At 60.1% G+C, this 23962-nt stretch carries 19 protein-coding genes, 1 tRNA gene and 1 pseudogene; 12 read left to right on the top strand and 9 right to left on the bottom strand.

Annotated elements, in window-relative coordinates:
• Nucleotides 1-57: 57 nt before the first annotated feature.
• Both BREU_RS05060 and BREU_RS05055 read right to left on the bottom strand, forming a co-directional pair.
• A complete protein-coding gene (locus tag BREU_RS05060) occupies nucleotides 58-1245 on the bottom strand; it encodes an MFS transporter (protein ID WP_044088964.1) in 1188 nt (395 codons plus the stop codon).
• Nucleotides 1246-1433: 188 nt separating this feature from the next.
• Nucleotides 1434-1507, bottom strand: a tRNA-Pro gene (locus BREU_RS05055).
• Between the two features lie 114 nt (nucleotides 1508-1621).
• On the opposite strand from BREU_RS05055, the gene lysS reads away from it, so the two are divergent.
• The 4 genes from lysS to BREU_RS05035 all read left to right on the top strand — a co-directional run bounded on the left by lysS (nucleotide 1622) and on the right by BREU_RS05035 (nucleotide 6914).
• Nucleotides 1622-3304, top strand: a complete 1683-nt coding sequence (gene lysS / locus BREU_RS05050) for a lysine--tRNA ligase (protein WP_044088965.1) — start codon at nucleotides 1622-1624, stop codon at nucleotides 3302-3304.
• 406 nt (nucleotides 3305-3710) lie between these two features.
• Nucleotides 3711-4871 carry an MFS transporter gene (locus BREU_RS05045; RefSeq protein ID WP_044089044.1) on the top strand — a complete coding sequence of 387 codons (1161 nt, stop codon included), beginning with the start codon at nucleotides 3711-3713 and terminating at the stop codon, nucleotides 4869-4871.
• 158 nt (nucleotides 4872-5029) lie between these two features.
• The gene (menA, locus tag BREU_RS05040) at nucleotides 5030-6016 is read left to right on the top strand and encodes a 1,4-dihydroxy-2-naphthoate octaprenyltransferase (RefSeq protein WP_044089045.1); all 987 of its coding nucleotides are present in this window, start codon (nucleotides 5030-5032) and stop codon (nucleotides 6014-6016) included.
• Between the two features lie 157 nt (nucleotides 6017-6173).
• Nucleotides 6174-6914: a phosphoglyceromutase gene (locus BREU_RS05035; protein ID WP_044088966.1), complete on the top strand. Its 741-nt coding sequence runs from the start codon at nucleotides 6174-6176 to the stop codon at nucleotides 6912-6914.
• 398 nt (nucleotides 6915-7312) lie between these two features.
• Here BREU_RS05035 and phoU read toward each other — a convergent pair.
• Nucleotides 7313-7986, bottom strand: a pseudogene (phoU, locus tag BREU_RS05030) (phosphate signaling complex protein PhoU).
• Between the two features lie 194 nt (nucleotides 7987-8180).
• On the opposite strand from phoU, the gene BREU_RS05025 reads away from it, so the two are divergent.
• Nucleotides 8181-9374 (top strand): sensor histidine kinase, encoded by a 1194-nt coding sequence (locus BREU_RS05025; RefSeq protein ID WP_044088968.1) that lies wholly within the window; start codon nucleotides 8181-8183, stop codon nucleotides 9372-9374.
• A 98-nt stretch (nucleotides 9375-9472) separates the two neighbouring features.
• Here the strand turns inward: BREU_RS05025 and BREU_RS05020 are convergent, their stop codons facing one another.
• Together BREU_RS05020 and serC are read right to left on the bottom strand one after the other, a co-directional pair.
• The gene (locus BREU_RS05020; RefSeq protein ID WP_044088969.1) at nucleotides 9473-9727 is read right to left on the bottom strand and encodes a hypothetical protein; all 255 of its coding nucleotides are present in this window, start codon (nucleotides 9725-9727) and stop codon (nucleotides 9473-9475) included.
• 298 nt (nucleotides 9728-10025) lie between these two features.
• Complete coding sequence (gene serC / locus BREU_RS05015; RefSeq protein WP_044089046.1) at nucleotides 10026-11168, bottom strand: phosphoserine transaminase; 1143 nt, start codon at nucleotides 11166-11168, stop codon at nucleotides 10026-10028.
• A gap of 220 nt (nucleotides 11169-11388) precedes the next feature.
• Here serC and BREU_RS05010 point away from each other — a divergent pair, with 220 nt between their 5' ends.
• The 3 genes from BREU_RS05010 to BREU_RS05000 all read left to right on the top strand — a co-directional run bounded on the left by BREU_RS05010 (nucleotide 11389) and on the right by BREU_RS05000 (nucleotide 14524).
• Entirely contained in the window at nucleotides 11389-12348 is a 960-nt protein-coding gene (locus BREU_RS05010; RefSeq protein ID WP_044088970.1) for a CHAP domain-containing protein, read from the top strand.
• A 236-nt stretch (nucleotides 12349-12584) separates the two neighbouring features.
• Entirely contained in the window at nucleotides 12585-13319 is a 735-nt protein-coding gene (locus tag BREU_RS05005; RefSeq protein WP_044088971.1) for an NlpC/P60 family protein, read from the top strand.
• 167 nt (nucleotides 13320-13486) lie between these two features.
• A complete protein-coding gene (locus BREU_RS05000; protein ID WP_044088972.1) occupies nucleotides 13487-14524 on the top strand; it encodes a universal stress protein in 1038 nt (345 codons plus the stop codon).
• A 200-nt stretch (nucleotides 14525-14724) separates the two neighbouring features.
• On the opposite strand, the gene BREU_RS04995 is transcribed toward BREU_RS05000, so the two are convergent.
• Entirely contained in the window at nucleotides 14725-15138 is a 414-nt protein-coding gene (locus BREU_RS04995; RefSeq protein WP_044088973.1) for an OsmC family protein, read from the bottom strand.
• A 205-nt stretch (nucleotides 15139-15343) separates the two neighbouring features.
• Between BREU_RS04995 and BREU_RS04990 the strand changes: the two genes are divergently transcribed.
• The 3 genes from BREU_RS04990 to BREU_RS04980 all read left to right on the top strand — a co-directional run bounded on the left by BREU_RS04990 (nucleotide 15344) and on the right by BREU_RS04980 (nucleotide 17553).
• Nucleotides 15344-16144, top strand: coding sequence for a thymidylate synthase (locus tag BREU_RS04990; protein WP_181161750.1), 801 nt, complete (start codon nucleotides 15344-15346; stop codon nucleotides 16142-16144).
• A gap of 158 nt (nucleotides 16145-16302) precedes the next feature.
• Complete coding sequence (locus BREU_RS04985) at nucleotides 16303-16965, top strand: dihydrofolate reductase (RefSeq protein ID WP_044088975.1); 663 nt, start codon at nucleotides 16303-16305, stop codon at nucleotides 16963-16965.
• Between the two features lie 51 nt (nucleotides 16966-17016).
• Nucleotides 17017-17553, top strand: a complete 537-nt coding sequence (locus tag BREU_RS04980; protein WP_044088976.1) for a low molecular weight protein-tyrosine-phosphatase — start codon at nucleotides 17017-17019, stop codon at nucleotides 17551-17553.
• Between the two features lie 137 nt (nucleotides 17554-17690).
• On the opposite strand, the gene BREU_RS04975 is transcribed toward BREU_RS04980, so the two are convergent.
• Together BREU_RS04975 and BREU_RS04970 are read right to left on the bottom strand one after the other, a co-directional pair.
• Nucleotides 17691-18023, bottom strand: coding sequence for a branched-chain amino acid transporter permease (locus tag BREU_RS04975; RefSeq protein WP_044088977.1), 333 nt, complete (start codon nucleotides 18021-18023; stop codon nucleotides 17691-17693).
• Nucleotides 18020-18820: an AzlC family ABC transporter permease gene (locus BREU_RS04970; protein ID WP_044088978.1), complete on the bottom strand. Its 801-nt coding sequence runs from the start codon at nucleotides 18818-18820 to the stop codon at nucleotides 18020-18022. The genes BREU_RS04975 and BREU_RS04970 overlap by 4 nt, the downstream gene beginning before the upstream one ends.
• Nucleotides 18821-18991: 171 nt before the next feature.
• On the opposite strand from BREU_RS04970, the gene BREU_RS04965 reads away from it, so the two are divergent.
• On the top strand, nucleotides 18992-20002 hold the full coding sequence (locus BREU_RS04965; protein WP_330935788.1) for a LacI family DNA-binding transcriptional regulator: 1011 nt from the start codon (nucleotides 18992-18994) through the stop codon (nucleotides 20000-20002).
• 27 nt (nucleotides 20003-20029) lie between these two features.
• Here BREU_RS04965 and lacZ read toward each other — a convergent pair whose 3' ends face one another.
• Entirely contained in the window at nucleotides 20030-23530 is a 3501-nt protein-coding gene (lacZ, locus tag BREU_RS04960) for a beta-galactosidase, LacZ type (RefSeq protein WP_081886557.1), read from the bottom strand.
• Between the last annotated feature and the right edge of the window lie 432 nt (nucleotides 23531-23962).

Raw genomic sequence — 23962 nt, 5'->3', positions numbered from 1 at the left:
GAATACGCGCGCAATGAAAGCAAACCGCAGATGAACTTCAGCCGGAAGAGGCCAATATCACACCTTGATCTCGCGCAGACGATGTGCGGCCTCGGTGTCCGTCTCGCAACGCCACGAGTAGAACGCCAACAGTCCCACGGACAACACAGCCAGCGGCAGCCCGCCCAAGCCGGTGAAACGGTAGTTCATCGAGAAGGTGGTGAGCATGGCCCCGCCGATGATGGAGCCTACGGCATTGCCGAAGTTGAAAGCGACCTGCACGGCGGCGCCGGCGATCAGTTCGCCGCCGCCTTGTCCGGCCTCGGTCATCAGCAGCTGCTGCGGCGCGGAAATGAAGAACAGCCCGAATGCAATCCAGAACGTCAGCAGCGCGGTGGTGACGTGATTGCCGGGCAGCAGCAGTACCATGAGCAGTCCGATACCGGAGATTGCCTGTCCGAGGGCGGCTGTGCCGGCGTGGCGCCAACGATCCGTGATGCGACCGCCGATGAGGCCGCCGACCACCATGCCGAACCCTGCCAGCATCATCATCACGGGCACCAGCGCGGAAGACCATCCTCCGGTCTTCTGCAGCCAAGGGGAGACGTAGCTCCACCAGCAGAACACGCCGGCATTGCCGGTGAACACGGCGGCCAGGATCACCCATGGCCCACGGCGGGTCAGGAACCGGAACTGTCCGGCGATGCCGGCGTCCTTGATCGGAGCCACATACGGAATCATGGTCACGGTGAGCACGATGGTCATGGCGGCCCATGCGGCGAGCACGCCGAAGGCCAGACGCCAGTTGAGGTATTCGGCCAGCAGCGTACCCGCCGGTACGCCCAGCATGTTGGCCACGGTCTGACCGGTCACCATCACGGATACGGCCTGTGCCTCCTTGCCCTTGTCGGCCAAGGTCTTGGCGATGAGCGTGGCTGTGCCGAAGAACGCGCCATGCGGCAGCCCGGAGATGAACCGCGCGACGATGAGCACGGCGGCATTTGGCGCGAACGCGGACATCGTGTTGCCTACCAGCGCGATCACCATGAACAGCACGATCAGATTGCGCGGCGGCACCTTGCGGCCGAAGACCAGAATCAGTGTGCCGATGCACACGCCGATGGCATAGGCGGAGATGTAATTGCCTGCGGTGGGGATGGAGACGTGCGTGGCTTCGGCCGCCTGCGGCAGGATGCCCATCATCACGAATTCGGCAGCGCCGAGAATGAAAGCGCCTGAAGCGAGCGCCAGCAAGCTTTTCTTCATGCTGTCAGATTCCCTCTGTTTGTCTGTGTAGTCTGTCCGGTGTCTCTTCGTGCATCGATGTATGTATATGGCGATTGTCAGCCATGCCTATTGATGCCGGCGGGAATTGTACCGCTGTGGGTGCACCGGAATCGGTCGTGAACAATAAAAAAGGAACCACTGGAATTCCAGTGGTTCCTTCCGAGTTGTCGGGCTGGCGGGATTTGAACCCGCGGCCTCTTCGTCCCGAACGAAGCGCGCTACCAAGCTGCGCTACAGCCCGTTTGACAACAGACGTAAATACTACAGTGTTCTTGGCGGAGCGCAAATGCCGGCGTGTCGCGGCATTGTTCGGCCGGAAAACGTTAATCGCCGGTCTTGCGTACACTGATGAATCATGGCTGAAGTTGTTGAAAACACCGAAAAAAGCGAGAATGAAACCCCGGCCGTCCCGCAGATGAGCACTGTCGAACGTGCGGAAATGCTGCTCAAACAGGACGCCACCATCACTGAGAAGATCAAGTCCGGCGCCACGCTGGACGAAGCCGTGGACCCCAGTAATAAGGAGTTCGGTCCGCTGGCGCACCCGGAGCAGGTGCAGATGCGCGTGGCCAAGCGCGCCATGATGCTGGACGCCGGCATCGCCCCGTACCCGGTGCATCTGGACGTGACCACCACCATCGAGGCCGTGCGCGCCAAGTATGACGGCAAGCTCGAGGCCGGTCAGGAGACCGAGGACATGGTGGGCATCGCCGGCCGTGTGCTCTTCCTGCGCAACGCCGGCGGACTGTGCTTCGTTCAGCTGGCTGCCGGCGACGGCACCAAGATCCAGGGCATGATCTCCAAGAAGGAGATCGGTGCCGATTCCCTGAAGCAGTTCAAGCAGCTGGTGGACCTTGGCGACCATCTGTACCTGAAGGGTCGCGTGATCGCCTCCAAGACCGGCGAGCTCTCGGTCTTCGCCACCGAATGGGCCATCGCGTCCAAGGCGTTGCAGCCGCTGCCGGCCCTGCACAAGGACCTCAACGAGGACACGCGCACCCGCAAGCCGTACATCGCGATGATCGCGGACGAGAAGACCCGCAACATGGTGCGCAACCGCTCCAAGGCCGTGGCCTCCCTGCGCCACACGTTCGCCAGCCATGACTTCCTCGAGGTCGAGACCCCGATGCTGCAGACGCTGCACGGCGGCGCGGCGGCACGCCCGTTCACCACGCACATGAACGCCTTCGACCTTGACCTGTACCTGCGCATCGCTCCGGAACTGTTCCTCAAGCGCTGCCTCGTCGGCGGCATCGACCGCGTGTTCGAGATCAACCGCGACTTCCGCAACGAGGGTGTCGACGCCACCCACGCCCCCGAGTTCACGATGGTCGAGGCATATCAGGCGTATGGCACTTATGACTCCATCGGCCAGCTGGTCAAGGAGCTCGTGCAGAAGACTGCTATGGATGTCTACGGCTCCCACAAGGTTACGTTGCTCGACGGCACCGAATACGACTTCGGCGGAGAATGGAAGACCATCAGCATGTACGATTCCCTGTCCGAGGCGCTCGGCGAGGAGATCGTGCCGAACGGCGGCCCCGAGCATCCCGGCACCTCCGTCGAGCACCTCGGCGAGATCGCCGACAAGCTCGGCGTCGAACGCGACGAGGTCGAGAACCACGGCAAGCTTGTTGAGCACCTGTGGGAGCACTTCTACGAGGACAAGCTCTACGAGCCCACCTTCGTGCGCGACTTCCCGGTGGAGACCTCCCCGCTCGTCAAGGGTCATCGCACCAAGCCCGGCGTGGTCGAAAAGTGGGATCTCTACGTGCGCGGCTTCGAGCTGGCCACCGGCTATTCCGAGCTCAACGATCCGGTCGTGCAGCGTGAGCGTTTCGTGGCCCAGGCCAAGGATGCGCTCGCCGGTGACGAGGAGGCCTGCGATATCGATGAGGACTTCCTTGAGGCGCTCGGCGTGGGCATGCCTCCGGCAGGCGGCATGGGCATGGGCATCGACCGACTGCTCATCGCGTTGACCGGCGCCACGATCCGCGAGACCATCACCTTCCCGCTGGTCAAGCCGCTGGTGGCCTGATGAACTGATCTCCTGATTGTCTGATCGCAATGTATTGCGGCTCCGGCTCCTTCCGCTCTCCGTAGGGCGGAAGGAGCCGGAGCCGTTGTTCGTTGTATATTGATCGTCTCGGGGTTCTCGGTTCCTCTGGAGCGGCGACGACGGCGTGTCTCAACCGGGCGGGGCGATACCATCGATAATTTGTTAAGGGCGTTACTCCTTTGGGGAGGCGTTACCGGCCACGAAGCAGCATATCGTGTCTGTTCTCGCGGATATGGCAACCAGAAAACCAAGAACGGAGTAACAATTGGCCTCCTCCTCTGCGCCCCAGAACATGCCTCAGAATACGGCATCCCAGAGCGCCATCTCTCAGGGCCCGGCACCCGACAAACTCGGCAACGCCCCATTCTCGGTCCTTGTGCCAGTCATGATGTCCTTCTTCGTGATGGGCTTCGTGGACCTTGTCGGCACGGCCTCCAACTATGTGCAGACTGATTTCGGCCTGTCCGATTCGGTCAGCAACATCTTCACCACCATGACCTTCTTCTGGTTCCTGGTGCTTTCCGTGCCTGCCGGCATGCTGATGAACCGCATCGGCCGACGTATGACCGTGCTGGTGGCCATCGCCATCACCGCAGCCGGCTGCCTGCTGCCGATCATCGGCTATCTCATTCCGGTGCCGATCGTGCAGCTGGTGTTCGTCATCGGCTCATTCTGCCTGCTGGGCATCGGCAACACCTTCATGCAGGTCTCGCTCAACCCTCTCGTCGGCAACCTCGCGCATGACGAGAAGCTTGCCGGCATGCTCACCTTCGGGCAGTTCGTCAAGGCCATCGCCTCCTTCATCGCACCGCTGATCGCTGGGTGGGCCGCCACCATGTTCGGCAAATGGTGGCTGCTCTACCCGATCTATCTGGTGTGCGCGATTCTCGCGTTCGTGATGCTCGCCTTCGACGATATCAAGGAGAACGCGCCGGATACCGGCAGAACCAGCATGCTCAGCTGTTTCGCGCTGCTCAGGAACCCCGTGATCCTGCTGTGCTTCCTCGGAATCGTGTGCCATGTGGGCGTCGACGTCGGCATCAACGCAACCGCACCGAAGATTCTCATGGAGCATTCATCCATGGGCATCGAGGTGGCGGGTGGCGCCACCAGCGTCTACTTCGCGTTCCGCACGTTGAGCTGCCTGTCCGGTTCCGTGTTGCTGCAGAAGTTCACCCGTAAGCAGATCCTGCGCGGCTGCGGTGCTCTGATGGCGCTTTCCTCGTTGTGCTTCATCCTGTTCGCCGGATTCGATGGCATGCCGGTTTGGCTTGCATATGCCGGCCTGGCTTTCGTGGGCATGGGCAACGCGAACGTGTTCTCCATCATGCTCACCACCGGTCTGTTGCATCTGCCGGAACGGCAGAACGAGGTTTCCGGCCTGATGATGATCGGCTTGATCGGCGGCGCCATCTTCCCGCCGCTGATGGGTCTGGCCTCCGACGCCATGGGTATGCAGCTCGGCGCGATCCTCGTCATGACTGTCGGCGTGGCGTATGTGGCATTGCTCAGCATCTTCTTCAAGTCATACGGCACCACACGCTGACCGACGGTGCGCGGCTTTCGGTTGATCGCGCACGATTCCTGGCCGGCACTGGTCCCGCCATGCCCATCATTGATATGGGCGTGGCGGGACCTTGTCGTAGTGCGGTCATTCGCTGAAGCATGACATATGCAGAGCGTCATGCGGGTATGGTGGAAGCCATGAATCTGCGTGTATGGATGGGTGGATTGCGTCCGAAGACGCTGCCTGCCTCGATCGCCCCTGTATTGGTAGGTGCAGCGGTGGCGTACCGGCATATCAACGAGCTGAACATCTGCACCTTGGTATACCCCACGCCTCCGCAATGCGTGGCGCGAGGCGTGTTGTACTCGGCGTTGCTCAGCCGATTCTGGCCGGTGTTCATCCTGTGCTTGGCGGTGACGTTGTTGCTGCAGATCGCGGTCAATCTCGCCAATGATTATTCCGATGGCGTGCGCGGCACCGATGAAGGGCGCGATGCAGACGAATCGGATTCCGGACGCAATGGCCGTGACGCCAAACCTCGGAGGTTGGTGGCCTCCGGGGTGCCGCCCAAGCAGGTGCTGTGTGCCGCCGGTGTCGCAGCGGGTCTTGCATGCGTGGCTGGGCTTGTGGCGGTGGTCCTCTCGCAGGCGTGGTGGCTTCTGGCTGTGGGCGCGCTCTCGGTGGCGGCCGGCTGGTTCTATACCGGCGGCAGACATCCCTACGGGTATGCCGGTTTTGGTGAAGTCGCTGTGTTCCTGTTCTTCGGGCTTGCCGCCGTACTGGGCACCGAATATGCGTTGGCTGGCGCTGTGGACGGGCTGGGCGTCGCGGCGGCGGTCTGTTGCGGATTGAATGCGGTGATGCTGCTGATGGTCAACAATCTGCGTGACATCGACGGCGATCGGATTCATGGCAAGCGGACCTTGGCGGTTCGCTTGGGGGAGCGGAGAGCCTCGGTGCTGTTGGCGGTGTGCTGCATTATCGCATGGGTGATCGGCTCGTTCATCTGCATGATGCTGTGGATGCCTTGGGGTGCCGTTGTACTGATCTCCGGCGTCGCCGTGCCGATTCGCATGGTATCCAGCGCATTCAGGCATCAATTCCGCACGGCGCTGAACGACGCCGGTTTCCAGACCTTGTTGTTCGCCGTGGTGGTGGTCGTGTCCGTGGCGGTGTCCTTCTGATGGAGACGGATGTTGCCTCGGCGGGACTTGCCGCAGTCCGCGATTGTCTACGAATAACGCTTGCAATCGCCTGCGATTATGCCAACGCTGTCTAAACGATGCATAAAACATAAGATGAATGCTCGCGTTTGGCGTCATGGGGCGGTAGACTGGCCGTATGTCTTACAAACTAGTACTGCTCCGTCATGGACAGAGCGCATGGAATAAAACCAATCAGTTCACCGGCTGGGTCGACGTACCGCTGACCGAGCAGGGTGAAGCCGAAGCCAAGCGCGGCGGCGAGCTGCTCAAGGAGAAGAACGTCCTTCCGGACATCGTGTTCACCTCCCTGCTGCGTCGCGCCATCAACACCGCCAACATCGCTCTGGATTCCGCAGATCGTCTGTGGATTCCGGTCGAGCGTAGCTGGCGTCTCAACGAGCGTCACTACGGCGCTCTGCAGGGCAAGAACAAGACCGAGATTCGTCAGGAATACGGTGACGAGAAGTTCATGCTGTGGCGTCGTTCCTACGCCACCCCGCCGCCCGAGATCGATCCGGACGACCAGTACGCGCAGAACCACGATCCGCGCTACACCGGCGACCCGGTTCCGGAAGCCGAGTGCCTGGCCGATGTGGTCAAGCGCGTTGAGCCGTACTTCAAGTCCGACATCGAGCCGCAGCTGCGTGCCGGCAAGACCGTGCTGATCGCCGCTCACGGCAACAGCCTCCGCGCCATCGTCAAGATGCTGGACAACCTGACCGAGGAAGAGATCGCCAAGGTCAACATCCCGACCGCCATCCCGCTGCTGTACGAGCTGGATGAGGACTTCAAGCCGATCAAGCCGCGTGGCGAGTACCTGGATCCGGAAGCCGCCGCTGCCGGTGCTGCCGCTGTCGCCGCTCAGGGCCAGAAGTGAGCTAGCTCGTCAAGAGCGCATATCACCTAAGGGGAAGCCACTATTGTGGCTTCCCCTTTTGCATATCCGAATATCATACCCACCGTGTAGTGAAAACACCACCGTGTAGGGATATGCCCACGGTGTAGGGAAACGCCCATGATGTAGGGATTGAAAACGGCTTGATTCCGCCGAAAACATGTTGTTGCTGATACAAGGGTCCCTACATGATGGGGAATTCCCTACATCATGGGAAGTTCCCTACACCGTGGAGCCGTCGTTTCGTTGCCGGGCTCGTTGCCGGTTGCGGCAGGGTGCATCATACGGCAAAAGAAAACGGCGTCCAGTCGTAACCGGATCGCCGTTTCGGGCATCCCCGAGGGGATAGGTATTGAATTATGCCATCGCGTGACCGCGCATCAGTCGATGTCGGTGCCTTCGTCGCGAGTGGGCTTCTTGGAAGGGTCGAAGCCGGAGACGATGTACGCCACACGACGGGCAGCGGAGACGGCGTGATCGCCAAGCGCTCCAGGAAGCGGCCCAGCAGTACGATATCGGTGGTCTGCTGACGGGTCACTTCATCGGAGAGAGCCAGTTCGAAGGTCTTGTGGTGCAGGTCGTCCAGCTTGTCGTCCGACAGGATGATGTTCTCCGCAAGCTTCTCGTCGCGGGTGTCGAGCAGGGCGACGAGTTTGTCGGCGGTGTGGTTGAGGAACTCGATCATGTCGGCGAACAGCGGCTGAGCGGACTCAGGCAGCGGGGACGCCGGGTACGTGCGGCGTGCGGACTCGGCCACGTGACGAGCGAGGTCGCCCATACGCTCGAAGGTGGAAGCCAGACGCAGGGTGGAAACCACGACACGAAGGTCGGTGGCAACCGGGTTCTGCTTGGCGAGCAGCTTCACGCACTGGTCGATGATGGAAGATTCAAGGGCGTCAATCTCGATGTCGCCGTCGATGACGGTTTGCGCAGCTTCGACGTCCTGCTTCAACAGGGCTTCGCCGGCACCGTTGATCGCCTTGCGAACATCCTGCGCCATATGGTCGAGGTCATCAGCAACCTGCTTCAGCTCCTCGTTGAAAATAACGCGCATTTCTCTAGCCTTTCATGCTGTGGTATTACAACCTGTACCAGTGTATTATTCCGGCTGCGACATGCTACATCAACGTAGATAATCGCAACCTCTTGTTGTTCAACTGTTCATTGGACTGTTCACTTATCATTCATATTGTCGGCGCGCCGTACCGAAACACCCGGGTCCATGAAGACCTGTGGAAGAATGGTCTCATGACACAGATGCCGGTCGTCGTGCTTACGATTCTTACCATACTATCCATCGCGTTCGTAGTGCTAGTCGTCGTCATGGCGATCGGCATCGTGACGCATCGGGTCTCAATCGCCTCATCGCATGAGCATGACGATTCGGATGATCTGTCGGACGATACCAGGGCGTTGCTGGCCATGATTCCCGGTGCTTCCATCGTGGTCGACGAGCATGATGCCGTTGTCCGATGCAGTCCGGCTGCCTACCAGCTCGGTGTGGTGGAGGGGGACGCCATCATCGATTCCGAGGTATTGAAGGCCGTGCGTCAGGCCCGTCGATCGGGAGGCAAGCGCCAGTTCGATGTGACCACAAACACTCCCGAACGTTACGCGGGTGGGGACAGGGGCGACGGCGGGCGTGTGGTCACCCGGTCGGTGACGCGTCCGAACTGGCTGAAGGTCACTGTGGCGCGAATCAGTGATGCGTTCGTCATCGTATTGGTGTCAGATGTGAGCGAAGTGGTGCGATTCGGGCATGTTCGTGATTCGTTCATCACGAACGTATCCGAGCAGCTGCTCAAACCCACGGAGGCATTGGGCCAATTGGCTGATGTGCTTGAACGTGATGATCTTGACCACGAACAATTGGTCGACGATGCGCGCCAGGTGCGTTCCAGTTGCAACAAGCTCAATCATATGGTCTCCGACCTGCTGTTGCTGATCCGCGCTCAGGAGCCCATCACGCCTTCATCCGCTAACCGCCTCAATGTGATGGACGTTCTGCGGGTCACGATGCAGCGGCTTGAGCCGGAAGCGCAACGCGCCGACGTGCGGCTGAACCTCAAGGGTGACGATGCGCTGGTGGTCAATGGACAGGCCGATCAGCTCGACAGTGCGGTGACCAAACTCGTGGAGAACGCCATAGGGTATTCGCAGGAAGGCGGCATCGTCAATGTGTCTGCCGTGGCCACCAAGGATGGAGAGCATGCGGCCATTCGCGTAATAGATCAGGGCAGAGGCATCGCGAAACAGGACCAGAGCCGGATCTTTGAGCGCTTCTATCGTGGTTCCTCTCAGACCGAACGTACGGCAGATGGCGTGGGGCTAGGTCTGGCCATTGTCAAGCACGTGGCATTGACCCATCATGGCGATGTGTCGGTGTGGAGCGCTCCCGGTCAGGGCAGCACGTTTACGTTGACCTTGCCTCTGGCACACTGATTGCAATCCAGTATCACAATGCGGTGATGACGTGCAGTAAAGACGGGAGAATACCGAAGAATGGTAGGGCGGTCGTGGGGTATGTTGAGACGGCTCGCCTACAGGCCCAAACGGCGGTAATCCCACCGGTCGAAGAATTCCCAGATCAGCAACAGCAGCCCGATGATGACGCCGGACGCGCACAGAACGACCAATGACTCCGATCCCATGCCGAGGGTCATCATGATGAGCGAGACGATGAGCGCCGCGGCCCATAGACCGGTGCCGATACCGAACACCTTACGCAAATCGACCCGCACCGGCTTGGGTGCGGGTTTGCGAACGGCTGGGTCGATGATGGGCGCAAACTTCATAGTCATAGACTGTAGTAAAGAGGAACGTCAAACGTCCTCTTTACCACGATTCTCCCCTTGCTGCAGTCTTGTGCCAGTAATTCGTTGACCGTATTCCGGCTCCCCTTGTCAGGGGAGCCGTTCGAAACCACTGTCACCGGTGAACTAACCCAGATCACTGTGTTCCGGCTCCCTTGGTCAGTTGTCAGGGGAGCTGTCCCGCGAAGCGGGACTGAGGGGTAGTCATTTCGTCAACGAACTTCCGGCACAAATGCTGCTTGCCTTGTAACGGTCAAAGAGCCTGTGCCTCGTGTGCGCGTTACAGGCGATCGACTACATAGTCGATGCACTTGGTCAGATTCACCACATCCGCAGGCTCCACGGACGGGAACACGCCTATGCGCAACTGGTTGCGGCCCAGCTTGCGGTATCCGGCGCAATCCACGATGCCGTTTTCGCGCAATATCGCCAGCACCTGATTGGCTTGGACATGCTCGTCCAGATCGATGGTCACCACTGAATGGGAGCGTGCTGCGGGGTCGGCGACGAATGGCTGCGCATAGGAGGACTGTTCCGCCCAGGAATAGAGCAACGACGCGGACTTGGCGCATCGCGCGGTAGCCCAGTCCAAGCCCCCGTTGTCGTTGAGCCATCGGACCTGATTCTCCATCATGATGAGATTGGCCACTGACGGCGTGTTCAGCGTCTGGTCCTTGCGGGAGTTCGCCAAAGCGCTGGTGAGCGAGAGGAATGGGGGCACCCAGCGGCGCACGCCGTCCAGATGTGCGCTGGACTCCACTCGTTCGGCTCGTTCGATGGCCGCCGGGGAGAGCACGGCTACCCAGAGGCCTCCATCCGATCCGAATGCCTTCTGGGGGGAGAAGTAGTACACGTCGGTCTGGCTGATGTCCACCGGCAGGGCACCGGCCGCACTGGTGCCGTCGATGATGGTGAGGGCCCCGGATTCCTGACTGCCCGGCACGCGGCGTACGGGTGCCGCCACGCCGGTGGAGGTTTCGTTATGCGCCCAGCAGTAGGCGTCCACGCCTTCGGTGAATTCGGGCAGACGATAGGTGCCGGGATCGGAGGCGAACAGGGCCGGCTTCTCAAGGAACGGAGCGTTCGCGGCCGATGTGGCGAATTTCGCGCTGAACGAACCATAGGTGCCGAACGCGGCGCGGCGGGTGATCAGCGAGGCGCAGGCGATCTCCCAAAAAGCGCTGGCGCCGCCGTTGCCCAGTGCGATTTCGTAACCGTCCGGAAGACGGAAGAAGTCGCTCAGCCCGCTGCGGATGGAGCCGACCAGCTGCTTGACCGGTGCCTGACGGTGCGAGGTGCCCATCAATGTGGTGGTGCCGGCTTCCAAGGCGGCGATCTGCTCGGGGCGGACCTTGCTCGGGCCGGAACCGAACCGACCGTCTTCCGGCATGATGGAATGAGGAATCTTTACTGTCGTAGTCACGCGCATAAGGGTAATCGTCGGGTCTGAAGAATGCCTTGATGTGCTCGATTAGCGGATGCGACATGCGCAGTCGCGAGGCTCGTATATCGTTTGACGAGCTGCCGGCTGAGTCAATGTGAACATCCCTATGACACGTGGTCGTTGTACAGTAAGCATCAGTGTCGGTACGGCAGCGCACAGCATAGTGGTGTCGTCAGCCCAACCAAGGAGTTTACAGAGTATGAAGCATGCTTCGCACAAAGCGACCGCGGTCTCGCGCCAGAAGTTCAGCTTAGCGAAGGCGCTGTTCGCCTCCGGAAAGGGCACCCATTCCATTCGTTCCGTACGCGCCGTGCAGTCTGCGGGCGACGATGCGGCAGTACTGGGACTGGATCCCGCAGTGGCTGAAAAAATCAACGAGATTGCTCCGCAGACCCGTCGCTCCATCCGTCAGGCGGCTCGAGCGGCCGAACGTCGTAGCCATATTCTTGCTTCCGCATCGCTGGCGGCTCTGGTGGGCACCGCCGCAGGGGCAATGGCGTTCTCCAACGCGAACGAGGACATCCCGCTCGCTGAAACCACCACCACGACGACCACGCAGCTCAAGCGTGTGGCCGATACTGGAACTGCATCCCGTTCCGAGGCCCGTTCCGATTTGAACGATTCCTCCAGTGTCCAGTCTGCATCCACTGATTCCAATGGCGGATGGGATTTGAGCGTATCCGACAGCTCGTTGGACACCGCTTTGATGAACCGCAATACGGCTCAGAATGTCACGGTCTCCGACCTTATGGATCAGGACCAGGGCGCGCTGCCGGCGGGATTCAACCCGAATCATGATACGGGTGCCAACGCCAACAACTATCCGTGGGGCCAGTGCACGTGGTACGCATACGAGCGTCGCGTGCAATTGGGTCTGCCGGTCGGCGGCAACTTCGGCGACGCCGTTTCATGGGCCGAATCCGCAAGCGCACGCGGGTACTGGGTGGATAACACACCCCGCCATGTCGGCGATGTGGTGGTGTTCGCACCGGGGCAGGAGCACGCCGATTCCTATTATGGCCATGTCGCCGTGGTCGAGAAGGTCAATGCCGATGGCTCCATTGAGATTTCCGAATCGAATTACAAAGGCCTCGGCGTGATTTCCAGCCGTACGTTCTCCGCCGCGCAGGCCGGCGCGTTGCAATACATTCATTACTGATGCTTGACTGCCAATGCTTTATGGCGTTGAGTCAGCAACGTGTCGGTTGCGCTGAGAATGTGGCTGACATTTTGGTACGGTCTTCGGTTGTGCGCTGACGTGGTATACAAGGTTTCTGATATTCGCTGAACGATAAAGCGGTTGGTCAACACGCCGAAGGGTGTGTGGTATTTCATAGTGTCCTGCTTCGCCAAGCATATGTTGCGGGAATCGGGGTCGTGTACAGTAATGGAGTTATGAGGATTGATTCCAAGATAGCTTCCGTGGTCGCTGCGTGCGCGGTGACCGCAAGTCTGGTTTCCTTGGCGCCGGCAGCTGCGGCTGACGAGGGAACCGTCACTTCCACCAAGTCCTTCCCCTCCTACAGTCAGGTGCGTAAGGATTTTGTCGCTGAAGCCACTTCGACCGATGTTTCCAGTGACTCCAGCTGGGGTGATGTTGAAAGCCTGAACGTTCCGCAGACTCAATCGCAGGCCGAAAAGGATGCCGAGGCGCAGAAGAAAGCTCAGGAGGAGGCGGCCAAGAAGGCTGCTGAGGCCCAGAGCCAATCCCAATCACAGGCGGCAAGCCGCGATGACTCCCGGTCCTCGTTGAGCTATTCCGACTCCGGAGCCACCGCTTCTGCCGACGCTGCGGCTTCGATCGATCGTGCATATTCGCTCATCGGCGCTTCCATGGACTGCACGGCGTTGGTCACCAGTGCTCTGGCGGCCCGTGGCATCAATTTCCACGGCTGGCCCGAAGAGTATGTGAATGTGCCTGGCGGATATGTGGTCACCGATGGTTCTCTTCAGCCAGGCGACATCCTGATTTACAAGTACACCAATGGCACCAATGGCGGTTTGCATTACGATCATGTGGCGTTGTACGTCGGCGGCGGCAAAGCCATCCACGGCGGATGGACTGGTGGTGTGGTGGCGTTGGCCGGCACGTTGCCGAACAAGCTCACCACAGTGGTGCGCATTCCTTAAGGTCTTGGTTTTCGATACGTCGAATGGGGCCGGGCGAACAGGTGTCGCCCGGCCCCATTCGACGTATGCGCGTTTTTCCTCAATTCGCTACCGGCCAATCCGAGTGTCGGGGGGTATTGTTGAAGCTACGCGGAATGAAAAACCGCGATAACTTCAAGGAGGTCGTCATGATTAACGACAAGGCCATACTCGTCGGCGTTGACGGGTCGCATGCCAGCTATAAGGCAACATGGTGGGCCGCGAATTATGCCAAGCATGCCGGGCTCACGCTGCAGATTGTCTGCGCGTATTCCCTGCCAAGCTATGCTGCCGTGTCATTTGATGCCACCTACACGGCGATGGGGGATGACAACGCGGCTCATTCCGATGCCCAGGAGATTCTCTCCAAGGCCAAGGCCATCGCGGACGAGCAGGGTGTGGAAGCGGCCACTCTGATTGTCACAGGTGATCCTGCATCCGTGTTCGTGGAGCTTTCCCGCAACTACAATCTCATCGTGATCGGCAACCGCGGCAAGGGTGGTCTTGCGGAACGTCTGCTGGGCACCACGTCCTCGTCGTTGCCCGCATATGCGTATTGCCCGATCGTGGTGGTGCCGTATACCGATGATGACGGCAACCTGATGCACCTGAACAACACGATTACCAAGGTCGCAGTCGGTTCCGACGAGTCCAAGTGGGGGTTGAAGGCTCTGGAGATCGCTGCCGACTTCGCCGCTTCCTGGGGCGCCGAGCTTGACGTGCTCTCCGCCGTGCCGAATCTCAAGGGCATTGACGGCGAAGACGACGTGATGAAGTCCTATCAGGAGGACTTGGACGTACGCGTGAAGCCTCTTCTGGAATCTCACCCCGATTTGAAGATCAACAAGCACATCGTCTCCGGTCCGGCCGTCAGCGCCCTGACGAAGGCCAGCTTCGACCATGATGTGGTAGTGGTGGGCTCCCGTGGGCGCGGCGGCTTCACCGGCCTGCTGCTGGGATCCACCAGTCAGGGGCTGCTGCAGCATGCGGCTGGCCCGGTGTATGTGGTGCCGCGCAAGTATGTCGAGGCGGCCGAATCCCGTCTTGACACGGTGCCGAGCTCGCCGGCCGAAGTGCCTACCAAGTCGCTGGAGGAGATTGCCGGCGTCGAGGAGATTCCGGTGGCAAAGGCCGAGCCGGAAGTGGCCGAGCAGATTGAGAAGACCATCGATCCGGACAAGCAGTAGCTTCACAAAACAATTGACAAAACAACCCTTGCCCGAGAAAAACGTCACTGACGATGGCTCAGTGCACGAGATTCTCGGGCACTGGGCTCATTTCGAGAACAAACGGCGCTGAGTAGCTCTCAGCGCCGTTTGTTCTCGAGCGCACTGTCATATGGTGTCTGAGATCCCCCAGACTCCAATCGGTCGTAAGGGAACCGGTTTCAGTGCTTCACTGTCACGTTCATGCGGACCGGGGTTTCCTGCACATACGTGTGCTTGACGGTGCAAGCCTTATCGATATGACGCGTGATGCGTTCCTTGAGTTTGTCGGCATCCTCCTGAGACAGTCCGGCGTCGGAGGCATCGACTACAACCTGTTCGTCGAAACTGGTGTATGCATCGTTCTCGGGATCGTACGTGCCATCCACCACGATCTTGGCACCCTTGCCTTCGCCAAGCGCATGCTCGATGGCGAACTGGCTGGACAGCGCCGCGCAGCCGGCGAGAGCCACCTTCATCAGGTCACCGGGGGTGAACTGGCCGCGATCCTTGCCGAACTTGATGTGTGCGCCGTCATCGCTGAAGGCGTCCCATGAACCGTCCTTGTTGCGCTCCACCCACAATCGCTTGCCCATGATTCCTCATTTCCGTAGATGCTTCGCAGACCCGACTGACTATGGCAGGGCCCGCGGGGGAGTGCGGCGTTATCCACCGCATCCCCGCTTGATATGGACTGTTCCATTATGCCCCTAAGCTACACTGGTGCACATGGCTTTGACCGAAGAACAACTTGCAGATATCCGTTCGCGTATTCCCGCACGTCCTCAGACCGACATTCCGATGCCATATGAGGATCTGGTGCGTAGGATTCTTGAGCAGGGGACGCTGAAATCCGATCGTACCGGCACTGGCACCATCTCGTTGTTCGGGCAGCAGATGCGGTTCGACCTCTCGAGCTATTTTCCGCTGTTGACCACGAAGACGGTGTTTTTCAAGGGACTGGCATACGAGCTGATCTGGTTCCTCAAAGGCTCCACCAATGTGCGCTGGCTGCAGGAGCACAATGTACATATCTGGGATGAGTGGGCCGATGAGAACGGTGATCTGGGCCCGGTGTATGGAGCGCAGTGGCGTTCCTGGCCCGCTCCCACGCCGGAGGACCCCCATCGCACCATCGATCAGATCAGCAATGTCATGGATCTCATTAAGCACCATCCCGACTCCCGTCGCATGGTGGTCTCCGCATGGAATCCCGCAGAAGTGGAGCTGATGGCGCTGCCGCCATGCCATGCGCTGTTCCAGTTCTATGTGGCCGACGGCAAACTGAGCTGTCAGCTCTACCAGCGCTCCTGCGACATGTTCCTCGGCGTGCCGTTCAACATCGCGTCCTATTCGTTGCTGACGCTGATGATGGCGCAGCAGGCTGGACTGGAACCGGGCGAATTCGTCTGGACAGGCGGTGACTGCCATGTATATGACAATCACATCGACCAGGTGCTTGAGCAGCTGAGCCGCGACCCGTATCCATATCCGCAGATCGAAATCCGTAAGGCTGATTCGCTGTTCGATTATCAGTACGACGATTTCAAGATTATCGGATACCAGCATCACCCCACCATCAAGGCGCCGGTGGCTGTCTGACTTCGTCATCCAGCCACCTTCGGCGACACGGTGGTGTCGCCTCACCTCACCTACGGACAGTCCACAGGACTGTCCGCTTGACGGTTCGGCTGTCTGAGAGTCGGGCGCATCAACTACACTGAGGCGCAGTTCCTTGAATTCCAGGAGGAGTAGACGAAATGGAGCATGACAGTAGCCGCAGCGGCTATCACGAACCCGAGCCCGGATCTGCCGGGCTGTCTGAAGTCGAAGAGGACTGGGGGGATGATTTCCCCAAGACCTTTTCGGTCAATCTGATCTGGGCTGAAGCCCGCGACAAAGAAGGTCGTCCGGGGGCTATCGGTTTCCAGGGTGGAATGCCTTGGCATTGCGCGGAAGACATGAAACACTTCAAAGAGCTGACTGTCTCGCACCCGGTGATCATGGGGCGCAAGACCTGGGAATCTCTGGGATTGAAGTACCGTCCGCTGCCGAATCGCGACAACATCGTCGTTTCTCGGGATCCGTTGTACAGTGCGCCGGGCGCGACAGTGGTCACCAGTCTGGACGACGCCCTCGATTTGGCCCGTCAGGAAGCCATTCCCGATGATGGTCTCGATCGGTCGGAAATCTGGATAATCGGCGGAGCGCAGCTGTTCGCCAAGGCTCTTCCATTCGCCAACAAGGCATATATCACCACACTGGATGCCGAGGTGGATGCGGATTCCTACGCTCCAGACATGCAGGCTCTGATCGAGGCCGGCTTGTGGAGCGAGGCCGAGGTGGGGCACTGGCACAAGCCCGCCGATCTCGATTGCGGCATTCGCGCATACCGGTTCTCCGTCCTGACCAAGACCAAGTAATAGATATCAGGCATTACGCCATACTCCATATCACAGAATGATTGAGCATCGATGAGCAATACCCATCCCTATACCGTAATGACTGTGTGCACTGGCAACATCTGCCGTTCCCCGATGGGGGAGATCATCCTGCGCCATTTCTTCAATGAACGTGGGTTGGCGGATCAGGTCACAGTCGAGTCCAGCGGCGTGTCCGACGAGGAATGGAGTCACCCTATCGATCCGCGCGCTGTGCGCGTGTTGCGTGAGCGCGGTTATGGCGATGAGATTCCCCGCGACCATTTCGCTCACCGAATCTCGCGTGACGAAATCAACCGTACCGATTTGTTCCTGCCGATGACGGCGTCGCATATGCGTGCCCTGCTGCGCATGCTGCCGTCCGGCAAACGCGCCGAAGTGCACATGTACCGCAGCTTCGATCCGAACCTGCCCAAGCCGAAGCCGGGCCGTGAAGACCAGATCGATCTGGTCGACCCGTGGTACGGCGGCCCTCATGAATTCGAAGTGGCCATCGATCAGATTGAGGAGGTCGCTCCGTACATCGTCGATTGGGTGGCCAAACAGCTTCAGACGACTTCAGACAACTGAGTGAAGCGCTGACGTGCTTCCGTCCTGCGCGGCTTGCCTATCCTCGGTTTCGCCTCCGGTTCCTGATCAATGAAGGGATCGGAGGCGAAACCATATGCGGGAGTCAGATGACGCGGGTTTCCGCCAGGGCGTTTCAGCTAGAACACCAGTTGCACCATGATCATGTATGCCAGTGTGCCTGCTGCTATGGAAAGCATCATATTGCGCTTCCAACAGTGCAGCACCACGATGATGACGCATGCCGCCAATTCGGGAATACCATGCGAACCGGTGAGGATGGGAGTGTTCCTCAGGGCATACACCACCAATAATCCGGTCATGGCATAGGGAAGCACCGACCCCAGATACTCGATCAGCCGAGGTGGCTGCTTCGATTCCGGGAAGATGATGAATGGGAGGAATCGAGTCAGCATGGTACCGGCCGCCACCGCGGCGACGGTCAGTATGCCCTGCCATATGGTCATGGTCATGCCTGATGCTCCTCCTGAATGTGAGAATCGGCGGTTGAGGGCTGATGATGCAGCGTATCAAGATGAGGCCGCAGTAGCACGAACAGCGCCAGCATGATGATCATCGATGGAATCATGAAATCCTCCGCTCCAAACAGCGCCAGGCAGACCAGCGAAGACAGTACCCCCACTATCGCCGATAGGTGTTCGCGGTGTTTGCCGCTGAGCCATTGATCGAGGAAAATCACCAGGAACAATGCGGTCAGCACGAATTCCAAGCCATCGGTGTTGAACGTCAGGTTCGACCCGATTAATCCGCCCACCGTGGCACCTGTCACCCAGTAGATCTGGTTCAGCACCGTGACCCAGAGATAGAACCATCCTCTATCCACATCGCGTGGGATGCGCGCGGTGGAATTGATGGCGAATGTTTCATCGCACATGCCGAAAATAAGATACGGGCGTTTCCATCCCATGCCTTTGAATGAATTGAGCATGGATAATCCGTAGAACAGGTGTCGCGCGTTGACCATAAGCGCCAGCAGGAACGCGGCTATAGGATTGAATGCCGACAGCAGAAGGTTCACGGTGACGAACTCCATCGAGCCGGCGAAGATGAATGCGCTCATGCACATGGGCCATACGAACGAGAAGCCCTTGGTCCCCATGAGGATTCCGTATGAGGTGCCGAGAAAGAGGAAGCCGAGGCAGATGGGCATGGTGAATGGAAACGCCGCGCGCAGGGCCTGAAGCCGTACGCTGGAGCGATGATGCCTGGTAGGTGAGGGCGTTGCTGTGGTGATGCGCGTGTGTGCCATCCATGCCTCTTGTCGATACTGTCAGGATTGGTCCGATGACAGTCCAATGCTCTGCGATACGAGATATGAACATATGCACAGACCTCGACCGTCGTATTGGGCGGATGGTTCCGGGATTCCGCGGCGCTCGGGTTATGCTTGGTAAAGATCTTTACTAAAATCGCGGGGAGAATGCCGATGGCAACATTGAAAGAGGTCGCCGAGAAGGCCGGGGTGTCGCAGAGCACGGTGTCGCGGCTGCTGAACGACCCATCGTTCTCGATTAAGGAGGAGACGAAGCGCCGCGTGCTGCGCGTGTGCGAGGAGCTGGGCTATCGTGATGTGTTCCGGCCGGCTCTTGCGGTACTGGATGCGCCGCCGTCTGGCGAGGAGCTGCAGGATGCGTATTTTGCGGAGCTACGGACGATTCTGGCCGATTGCGCTCAGGAGTCGGGATTGGACCACCTGACATTCGTCCATTCCATTGGCGAGCTGACCGAGCGGGCGGATGAGTTCGATGGGTTCGTGACGATCGGTGCGACCGTGTTCCCTGCGAATGATTTGCGGGCATTGCATGAGGCGCTGCCGCATGGCGTGTGCATCGACACGAACCCGGCTCCGCATCTGTTCGACTCGGTATGTCCCGACCTGTCGCAGACCATGCTTGACGCGTTGGATGCTCTGCTCGCATCGGGGCGGCGCAGAATCGCATTCATTGGCGGAGTAGGCAGCCTCATGGGCCTGCACGACTATCCGGAGGACATCCGCGAGGCGTCCTTCCGCCAGTGGGCCGCCCATCTGGATCTGGACGTGGATGGTCTGGTGTATTCGCGCGGTACGTTCACCGTTGAAAGCGGCTACGAGCAGGCTTCGCGCTTGGCCGCCGACCACCGTGATGCGGGGACTATGCCGGATGGACTGATTGTGGCGGCGGATGTGCTTGCAGTAGGTGTTCTGCAGGCGTTGAATGCGCTGCACGTCCGCGTGCCGGACGAGCTGGCCGTGGTCAGCGTCAACAATCAGTCCATTGCTCGATACACGTCGCCATCGTTGAGCTCATATGCCATCGATCAGCGGGAACTTGCCCGTACGGCGTTGGCCACGCTGATCGATGGACTCAGGCATGAGCGCAAGGTTCGCCGTCACGTTTTGCTCACCACCAAGCTTGTCGCACGCGCCAGTTTTGCTCCGTCAAGTGAGTGATACAGGCAGGTGGCGGGCTTATGCAATTCAGATGAGTTCGATGTCCACATCAAGGGTAAGCGGCCGGCTTGCGGGCAACTGGTAGGCCGTGTGGACGGGTGCGCCCCATGAATCGTCGCCGCCGACGCCCATCTGGGCTGCTAGCAGCCGCAGATAGGTATGTCGTGGTTCGGGCAGGTCTTCCCGCCGGCGTGCGGCCTCGATGGTGTAGGTGTCCCATGGCAGTAGGCTTGCGGCGAAACGGCGGTCGCCGTGCTGCCGGACGCGCAGACCGTGCCCGTGTGCGTCGGTGGCTTCGAGCCAGCGCACGTCCTCCCGGTTGCCGGTCTCCTGGACCATGAGGTACGGGGCGAAGCTTTGCGCGGCGGTGGTGTTCCATATGCCGAGCCGGCCGCCGTGTTTGCGGTCGCGGTAGGTCTCTTCGGGGCCGGGACCGTAGTAGCGCAGCCGGTCGTATTGTGCCGGCAGCTGCCATTCGATGCCGAAGGCGGGCAGGCTTGCGGCACTGGGGTCGCCGCCCGGGTATTTGACGGTCATGTGCAGGCGCATGTCCTGGTCGATGCGGTAGATGATGAATGCGGGCGTATGGTCGGGGTCGGCGAGTTCGAACTGGTATTCGGCTACGAGTTCGCTACTGTCCGTCCGGCTGATATGCGTGCCGGTGGTGACGGCGTAGCGGCCGGCGGCGTACCATGCGGCGCGGTCGAATCCTGAGTGGTTGCCTCGGTCGTTGTCGGTCAGTGGGCGGAAGGTGACGATGTCGGGGCGGCGGATGACCCTCTCCCGGCCGTCGCGCTTCCAGGAGACGATGCCGCCCTGTGTGCGTGACAGGAGGATCTCCTCATTGTCGCGGCGGATGCCGGCGTTCCAGCGGCCGAGCGTGACCGTGGCGGAATCGTTGTCCGTGAGGCCGGCGTCGTCGCTGCGGTCGGTCGTGACGAGTCTGTCGGTAATGATGCGATGGCCTCCGGTCTCGGGAGTGCGGGTCCGGCTTTCGCTGTCGGAGCGGGTGTCGGACGTGCGCCCGGAGTTGAGGACGCCGACGAGCTGGCCGAACGCGAGTTCGTAGCCGGCCGGTGCCCAGTCGGTGGTGTTGGCGAGACGCATATCGACCTCGTAGACGATCTCATGCACGCCGTCACTTGGGCTTGAGCTTGGGCTTGGACGGGTGCCGGTGTGAGTGGAGCCGTTGGAGTCGGTGATGGTGTTGGCATCGGGGTAGTCGATGTCGTGGCGTGTGGTCTGGCCGGCGGGTACGTCGAATTGGTAGTCGCAGTGCCAGATTTCGTGCCCGTCCAGGAGGAGTCTGGCGGTGAATAGGTAGTCGTCGGTGCCGGTGAATTGGTTGCGGTTCTCGATGGTCACGCCGTGTCCGTCGGGGGTGAGGCGGATCGGCGAGTACAGTTGTTTGATTTCCGGGGCCTTGGGGCTGGGGGTGCGGTCGGCGAACACGATGCCGTTGCCGGCGAACTCGTAGTCGGTGGGCCGGTCGCCCCAGTCGCCGCCGATCGAGAGGCGTTCCGTGCCGTCGGGAAGGCGTTGGACGAGGGCCTGGTCGATGTAGTCCCAGATGAACCCGCCCGCATAGCAGTCATGGGATTCAAGGTCGGTGAACTCGCTGAGCCCGCCGCACGAGTTGCCCATCGCGTGCATGTACTCGCAGCTCATGAACGGCTTCCTGGGTTTGCCGCTTGTGCTGGCTGCGTGGTTCTGGTGTTCGAGCCAGTCGCGGATCTCATCGGGTTTGGCGTACATGCGGCTTTCGAAGTCGCTGATCGCCTCGTACTCGCGCCTCCAGGTGACGCCCTCGTAGTGGACCGGCCGGGTCGGGTCGATGGCGTGCGCGTGCTCGCTCATGGTCTTGAGGACCTCGCCGGCGTAGGATTCATTGCCCAATGACCAGATGATCACGCTGGGATGGTTGCGGTCGCGCCTGATCATGCTGTCGAGCCGGTCGAGGCAGGCTGGCGCCCAGGCGGGGTCGTCGCCGGGGATGGACGTTCCGACCGGGATGTCGCCGGGGCTGTTCCAGCTGCCGTGGGTTTCGAGGTTCGTCTCGTCGATCAGGTAGATGCCGTATTCGTCGCACAGGTCGTACCAGCGCGACTGGTTCGGGTAGTGGCTGGTGCGCACCGCGTTTATGTTGTGCCGCTTCATGAAGCGCACGTCCCAGAGCATGTCCTCCTCGGTGACCGCGCGGCCGCGCCGGCAGTCGAACTCGTGCCGGTTCACGCCACGCAATACCAGCCGCCTGCCGTTGATCTTCAATACGCCGTCCTCGATGCCGATGCGACGGAAGCCGAGGTTGGTCTGGGCGGCCTCGATGACTCGGCCGTCCGCGTCGTACAGGGTGACGGTCAGCGTGTACAGGTTCGGCGTCTCCGCGCTCCACGGGTCCACGCCCTCGAGCGTCGCCTCGGCGTGAACCGTGCCGGTGCCGGTGGATGACGTGCCGGTTGACGTGTTTGTGGTCGTCATGTCTGTGGTTGCCGTGTCGGTGATTGACCTGTCAGCTATTGACGTGCCTGCGACGAGTGGCGTGGCGGTCTGCCAGACGACCGTGTCGCCGTCCACGTCCGTGAGCGTGACGTCCGCGACCGTCGCATGGGTCGCGCCCTCGATCGTGGCGTCCACCGTGAGCAGGCCCTGTTTTGCGGCCGGATCCCAGTCCGCGATGGTGTTGAGGTCCGCGACGTGCGCGGCCGGGTGGGCGGTGAGCTCGACCGAGCGGAACAGACCGTGCAGCCGCCAGAAGTCCTGGTCCTCCAGCCAGCTCGCGCTCGAATACTCGTAGCACGCCACTGCCAGCACGTTCAAGCCCGTGCGAAGAGCGGCCGTGACGTCGAACTCGCTGGGCGTGAACGAATCCTCCCCATAGCCGACGAACACGCCGTTCAGCCACACATAGACCGCGGTCGCCGCCCCGTGGAAGGTGAGCGTCACCCGCCGGCCCTCGCGCATGGCTTTCGCCACCTCGCCCTCCGGGCGAAACACGCGACGATACAACGCCACATGATTATCCGTCGGAACCGCAGGTGCCTCAAGGTCCTCATGCCCATCCCACGGATACTGCACATTCACATATTTCGGCGGCAGTAACCCTGCCATCTCCAGATGGCTAGGTACCACAATCCGCGCAAAAGTCGAATCGTCGATATGCAATGCCGCGAACCACGGGGATGCGTCATTGGTATGGGCCGATGCCTGACTATCCGCGCAGGTGCCGTCATGGTTCGGAGCGCTATCGTTATCGTCGACTGCGCTGCTCGTGCTGTGGCCATCGGGGAATCGTATTTCATTGGCGGGCATGATGCATACGGACCATTCGCCATCCAGGCTTTGGGTGAGATTGCCGTCTTCACCGGGCCGAGGCATATGGGGCCAGCAGGTGTGGTCCGAGTGTGCTGCGAGTCGATTCACCGCGAACGTTTGCGGGTCGGTGAGCCATGCCGTCGTCGGACCGTCGGCTGATTCGACCGATGTGATGGACGTGGTGCTGTTGTCGTGTTCGGTATGAGTGGGGTTCATTGGTCCTCTCTTCCATATTGATTGATTGCGTCGCGTCATTGCCGCCGCAAGTGAAGTGGTATACAACACTTCTTGCGCAGAGATAATAATCATTTTTACTGAAATAAGCAAATAGTTTCTTTGAGGATGTGTTGAGCGTGTATGGCGCGGTGTTGTGGCGAAGTGAGGTTAGAGATGCGTGGCTTTGTTGTTTTGTGTCGGGGTTTTAAGGGATTGGCTTTGCAAAGTAGGCTTTGTGGCGTGGGGCTTTGCGGAGTGGGGCTTTGCGGGGGTGATGGGCACAGGGGTGCAATAGCTACGGATGCTGCCTGGTGGATGCTGTGTTTGAGAGATATGCGGTATCGTCTTTACGACTCGCTGTAATATTATTTACTTTCTATCGAAAGTTCTATACTCGCGTGGTGCAGGGTCGGAGAGGATTCTGCCGGAACA

It is taken from the genome of Bifidobacterium reuteri DSM 23975, assembly GCF_000741695.1.
Lineage (GTDB): Bacteria > Actinomycetota > Actinomycetes > Actinomycetales > Bifidobacteriaceae > Bifidobacterium > Bifidobacterium reuteri.
Note: the sequence above shows the minus strand (reverse complement) of the source record. Positions and strands in the feature narration are given on the sequence as shown.